Raw genomic sequence first — 5,602 nt, forward strand, 5'->3', positions numbered from 1 at the left:
CCATGAGCATATGATTGACGATGTGAAAGCGTATATGCGCTATTACAACTTAGAAAGGCTTCATACGAGCAATGGTGACATGAGTCCTATTGAGTATGAAAATTATAAACGGGATGTGTCCGAAATTGCTTGACCAGTACATTTTATGAATTTGCGAAACATTAAATTGTAGTTTTTACTTTTGTTTTTAAGGAGTTAGATCATGAAGACTAATATTCAAAATACTCAACTATCACGTCGTCAATTTGTGAAAGGCGTTACTGTAGCCTCAACAGCGGCTGCACTGGGGACTCAAATTCCCCGAGCTTTAGCCAACAATGAGTTTATCTCAAACAACACAGAGAAATTTTACCCAAGACAATCTCTTTTAAGTGGGACTGAGTTTGATTTAACCATTGCAGAAAAACGCGTCAATATCACAGGCAAAACACGCGTGGCAACCTTGGTCAACGGCTCACTTCCAGCCCCTACATTGGTATTCAGAGAAGGCGATACCGTCACCTTAAGAGTTAAAAACGAACTGGATGTGGATTCATCTATTCACTGGCATGGACTCATCTTGCCAACCAACATGGACGGTGTTCCTGGATTCAGTTTTAATGGAATCAAACCCGGTGAAACTTATACTTATCAATTCACTATTCAACAAACCGGTACTTACTGGTATCACAGCCACTCCGCATACCAGGAACAGACTGGCGTATACGGCGCAATTGTCATCCTTCCCAAAGAAAGTGAACCTGCGCAATCGGATTATGACTACGTTGTACAGCTTTCTGATTGGTCTGATACTGCACCAGAGACCATCTATGCCAACCTGAAAAAAATGGGAGATTTCTACAATATTGGTCAGAGAACCGTTGGTGACTTTTTTAACGAAGTCAGCGAAATGGGCTTTGCCAAAGCTTGGGAAAATAGAAAAATGTGGAACACCATGAGAATGACAGATCGCGATTTGTCTGACGTTTCCGGTGCAACCTACACCTATCTGATGAACGGCCTATCTCCTAACGCTCACTGGCGTGCACAAATTGAGTCTGGCAAAAAAGTTCGTCTACGTTTTATTAATGCCGCCGCGATGACATTTTTTGATGTTCGCATTCCAGGGCTCAAAATGACGGTCATTGCTGCCGATGGGAACCTCATTCAACCTGTAGAGGTGGATGAATTCAGAATCGGTGTGGCAGAAACCTATGACGTCATCGTCGAACCGGATTCAAAACAAACATCTTATGCCATTTTTGCACAATCCATTGACCGAACAGGTTATGCCATCGGTTCATTAACTACGGATGCTAATCAGATTGCTGAGACACCCGAAATGGATCCGTTACCGATTCTCACAATGACCGATATGGGGATGGATCATGGTGACATGGAAGGTATGAGGCATGCTGGTCACGATATGGGTTCAATGAACAACAACAGCATGGATCACTCCGGTCACGATATGGGTTCAATGAACAATAACAGCATGGATCGCTCGGGACACGACATGAATTCGATGAATAATCACTCTGATGGTCATTCCGATCATAATGCGCCAATGGCACATGAGACCCCTGATTACAGCCACGCGTTAGCGATGGAAAAAATGAAAATGGGCATGGATGTAAGTGACGTTGACCACTCCAAACACTCTCACAATGCACAGGCAATGAATGTTGATTTGGATTCAGCTGTGATTCCAATGGATATGAATCCTCAACTTCCACAAATGGAGGTGCCTAGAAAAGAGGGGCCACAAATTGATATGCGTGCTATGGGGGCCAAGTATCGTTTAGATGATCCGGGCGTAGGGTTGCGAAATAACGGTCGCAGGGTTCTGACCTATGCCGACCTTAAAAACCTCTACCCGACCCGTCATGAACCAAAACCAAGCAAAGAACTCGTTCTGCACCTAACTGGGAATATGGAGCGTTATATGTGGTCGATTGATGGTATTCCTTTTGATGAAGCACCGCCGTTAAAGTTCGAATACGGTGAACGAATTCGTATCACATTTATTAACGATACGATGATGAATCACCCTATGCACCTTCATGGTGTCTGGAGTGATTTAGAAACCGGGGATGAAAATCATATTCCGAGAAAGCATACGATAGTCGTACAACCGGGCGCGAAAATCAGTTACCGCGTGACGATGGATGCGCGAGGTGATTGGGCATTCCACTGCCACATGCTCTATCACATGATGGGCATGTTTAGACGCGTACAAATTCGATAACCGGTGAAATAAAAGGAATGAAATCATGAAAAATCTAATTCAAAAACCAGTTTCTATTTTGATTCAAGCATTTTTTGCAACAACCTTAATTACAGGGATTGCCCAAGCGGGCGGCGAAAGAGATCCATTACTGGCCTCTTTAATCGTGGATAACCTGGAAATAAGCAATCAGGAAAACAACCCGACAGCTTGGGCGGCAAGCGCATGGGTAGGTAAAGACTGGCATAAGTTATACCTCAAGTCCGAAGGTGAAAGCGTTCAGGGAAAAACAGAATCCGAAAACCAACTGCTGTATTCAAAGCCAATCGAAAAATTTTGGGATTTACAACTGGGATTGGCTTATGACACGACACCTGCAGCCAACCAAACCTGGGCTGCTATTGGTCTGCAAGGTCTTGCTCCCTACTTCTTTGAAACCAATGCACTTTTATTGGCAAACTCTGATGGCCTAGGGATTCGTTTAGAATCGGAATATGAGGCGTTATTCACTCAAAAGCTGATTTTAACGCCTAGTATTGCGCTAAGTGCATATTCTTTTGATAACGAAAAAATGGGCAAAGGTTCGGGGTTATCCAACCTAAATATAGGCTTACGTTTGCGTTACGAAATCACCCGTAAATTTGCGCCTTATATTGGTTTAACCTACAACCAATTCTTTGGCACAACTGCAGACTATGTCAAGACTGAAGGCGGTAAGGAACAAGAAACCAGCTTAGTCGCAGGGGTTCGTTTCTGGTTCTAATTTTTTATTCGGTTAAGGAGGCTGTAGAAACTAAAGCTTCCTTAACTTAAACAAGTCTAAGGAAATTGTATGAAATACTTGTTTATTCTTTTAAGTACTACTTTATTGTCTGCTTGTACAGATACAAACACACAATCTCAATCATCAGAAAATGACACTAGTAGTGCTAATAACAGTACCGTTTATTCTGAAAAAGCAACAACAAAACGATGGTATTCAACTACAGATGTACAAATGGGTAAAAAAGTATTCTTAGCCAATTGTGCAGCATGCCACGGAGATCAGGCTCAAGGTCTGGTGAAAGATTGGAAACAAACTCTGGATAATGGCAAATACCCAGCACCACCTTTAAATGGTTCCGCGCACGCTTGGCATCACCCTTTAAAAATTCTCAATCGTACCATTGTCTATGGTGGCATTCCTTTGGGAGGCACTATGCCAGGATTCGAAGATAAGTTATCGCAAACCGAGCGATTGCAGGCGATTGCTTATTTCCAAAATTTTTGGTCTGATGAAATTTACCAGGCTTGGCTAAACCGTGGCGGTCTAAAGTAAGGAGAACACTATGAAAAGGCGTGACTTTATTACTAAGGGATTTGCCTCGGCAGCAGGAATTGTAACAGGCTTAAATAGTTCTAGAATAAGTGCTAAATCTTTTGCTGATTCAGATTTTCTATCCGTAAAATTTCCATTACGCACATTCAATTTACCACCTGTTGAAACAGGAGAAAGTATTCAAGGAAAGCAAGTATTTAAATTAAATATTCAACAAGGTGAAACCCGTATCCTGCCTGACACGACAACTCAGACATTAGGTATCAATCAATCATTCCTTGCCCCCGTCCTTCAAATGAAAAAAGGGCAAACCGTAAAAATGCAAGTCAATAATCAACTCAATGAACCTGTTGCATTGCATTGGCACGGGATGATTCTGCCAGCTAGTGAGGACGGAGGGCCGCATCAAGAAATCGCTCCTAACAAAACTTGGAATGCTGAATGGAAAGTGATTAATGACCCATCCACTCTTTTTTATCACTCTCATACTCACCATAAAACCGGTGAGCAAGTCTGGAAGGGCCTTGGTGGACAAATGCAAATTATTGATGAGGAACGTGATAAAGCATTAAACCTACCGCATGAATATGGCGTTGATGATTATCCTGTCATCATAATGGATCGTTCATTTGATGAAGCCGGTGAATTCTACTACAACAATCAGCGCATGAATAAAATGCAAGGAATGCATGGTAACGTAATGCTAGTTAATGGAGTTGCTAATTCTGTACTGGAACCTGAGAAAACCCGCATTCGCCTCCGCCTACACAATGCGTCTAATGCGAGATTTTATGATCTGGTTTTTTCTGATTTAAGAACATTTGAATTAATTGCCACTGATGGCGGCCTTTTGAGCCAAGCCATCACTACTAATAGAGTGCGTTTGGCACCATCTGAACGAGCGGAAATCATTGTTGATTTATCTGATCGAAAGTCCATATCTCTGCGTACAGTTAAAGGTTACGGAAACCTATCAATGGGTATGATGAGAGGCATGGTTCGTGGAAACTTAGATCAAACATTCGATTTAATGCATGTCGATCCTAGACACTCGGAACGGGTTAAAGCTAAAACTCTTAGCCAACTTGTTCTGCTTCCAGATTGGTCTAATCAAGCAGTCGCCCAAACTAGAAAAATGAATTTAGAAATGCAAATGGGGCCTCAAATGATGTTTGGTAACGGTGGCTTATCTATCAATGGGCAAAGCTGGGATATGAATGTCGTTAACGAAACACTCAAAGTAAACACCTTTGAAATCTGGGAACTGCAAAACCCTTCGATGATGCACCATCCTTTTCATGTACATAACACACAATTCAAAGTGCTTGAAAGGAATGGAAAGCCTCCACTTTCATGGGAATTGGGATTAAAAGATACTGTAACCGTTCATAAGGATGAAACGGTAAAAATATTGCTGCCGACAGGCCCTTATTCAAGTTCATCTGATGCTTATATGTACCATTGCCATATTTTGGAACATGAAGATGCTGGAATGATGGGGCAATTTATTGTGGTGTAGGTCAATAGCTTAAATGTATAAACTGTGGGGAGTTGCTTTATGGAGTTTTATGACGAGTCTAGTTAGCCGAACACATCAGACCAAATACGCCATTAGAGCCGATCTCGTTGCAAGCGTGAGAGCGTTCAAAATTCTGTGTCACCCTAGTTTTCTAAATATCCAACACCTTGTCTAGTCGTCCCTCGAAGTGGATGGCCAACTAAGACAAGGCAAGGTTCCAGTTCTGAACCGGCATCGTCCATTTTTTTGACGCGTTGAGTATGCCAGCATACAGTAGCTTCAACAAGCTATTTTCGTTGGGAAAACCACCTTTGGTTTTGGTCAGTTTACGGAATTGGCGATGCACCGCTTCAATCGCGTTGGTCGTGTAAATCACCCGTCGGATATACTCAGGGTATTTGAAGTACACACTGAGGTTATCTGTCCACTTCCCCTAAAATGAGACAACGATAAATAGAGTTTTCTGCGATCATTAACGCAGGAGACCGATATGAAGAAATCACGATTTACCGAAACCCAAATCATCGCCATTCTTAAAGAATCGGATGCGGGACTAAAA

Annotated in this window: 5 protein-coding genes and 1 pseudogene; 5 read left to right on the top strand and 1 reads right to left on the bottom strand. The window is 42.3% G+C overall.

The genetic code is table 11. The features are described from left to right. The 5 genes from VIM91_RS09790 to VIM91_RS09810 all read left to right on the top strand — a co-directional run. Nucleotides 1-133: IS3 family transposase (locus VIM91_RS09790; protein WP_331864642.1), on the top strand; the 133-nt coding region annotated here is incomplete at its 5' end. Between the two features lie 69 nt (nucleotides 134-202). Further along, entirely contained in the window at nucleotides 203-2,227 is a 2,025-nt protein-coding gene (locus tag VIM91_RS09795) for a copper resistance system multicopper oxidase (protein WP_331864639.1), read from the top strand. 25 nt (nucleotides 2,228-2,252) lie between these two features. Beyond that, on the top strand, nucleotides 2,253-2,969 hold the full coding sequence (locus VIM91_RS09800) for a copper resistance protein B (RefSeq protein WP_331864640.1): 717 nt from the start codon (nucleotides 2,253-2,255) through the stop codon (nucleotides 2,967-2,969). Between the two features lie 69 nt (nucleotides 2,970-3,038). Beyond that, the gene (locus VIM91_RS09805; protein WP_208150900.1) at nucleotides 3,039-3,524 is read left to right on the top strand and encodes a c-type cytochrome; all 486 of its coding nucleotides are present in this window, start codon (nucleotides 3,039-3,041) and stop codon (nucleotides 3,522-3,524) included. 10 nt (nucleotides 3,525-3,534) lie between these two features. Further along, entirely contained in the window at nucleotides 3,535-5,043 is a 1,509-nt protein-coding gene (locus tag VIM91_RS09810) for a multicopper oxidase family protein (protein WP_331864641.1), read from the top strand. Nucleotides 5,044-5,242: 199 nt separating this feature from the next. On the opposite strand, the pseudogene VIM91_RS09815 reads toward VIM91_RS09810, so the two are convergent. After that, nucleotides 5,243-5,473 (bottom strand): annotated as a pseudogene (locus VIM91_RS09815) (transposase); the annotation flags it as partial. Between the last annotated feature and the right edge of the window lie 129 nt (nucleotides 5,474-5,602).

This window comes from Thiomicrospira sp. (genome assembly GCF_036568485.1).
Lineage (GTDB): Bacteria > Pseudomonadota > Gammaproteobacteria > Thiomicrospirales > Thiomicrospiraceae > Thiomicrospira.

Coding starts and splice junctions, on each gene's coding strand:
- VIM91_RS09795 (WP_331864639.1), top strand. CDS start 203: ATGAAGACTAATATTCAAAATACTCAACTATCACGTCGTCAATTTGTG.
- VIM91_RS09800 (WP_331864640.1), top strand. CDS start 2,253: ATGAAAAATCTAATTCAAAAACCAGTTTCTATTTTGATTCAAGCATTT.
- VIM91_RS09805 (WP_208150900.1), top strand. CDS start 3,039: ATGAAATACTTGTTTATTCTTTTAAGTACTACTTTATTGTCTGCTTGT.
- VIM91_RS09810 (WP_331864641.1), top strand. CDS start 3,535: ATGAAAAGGCGTGACTTTATTACTAAGGGATTTGCCTCGGCAGCAGGA.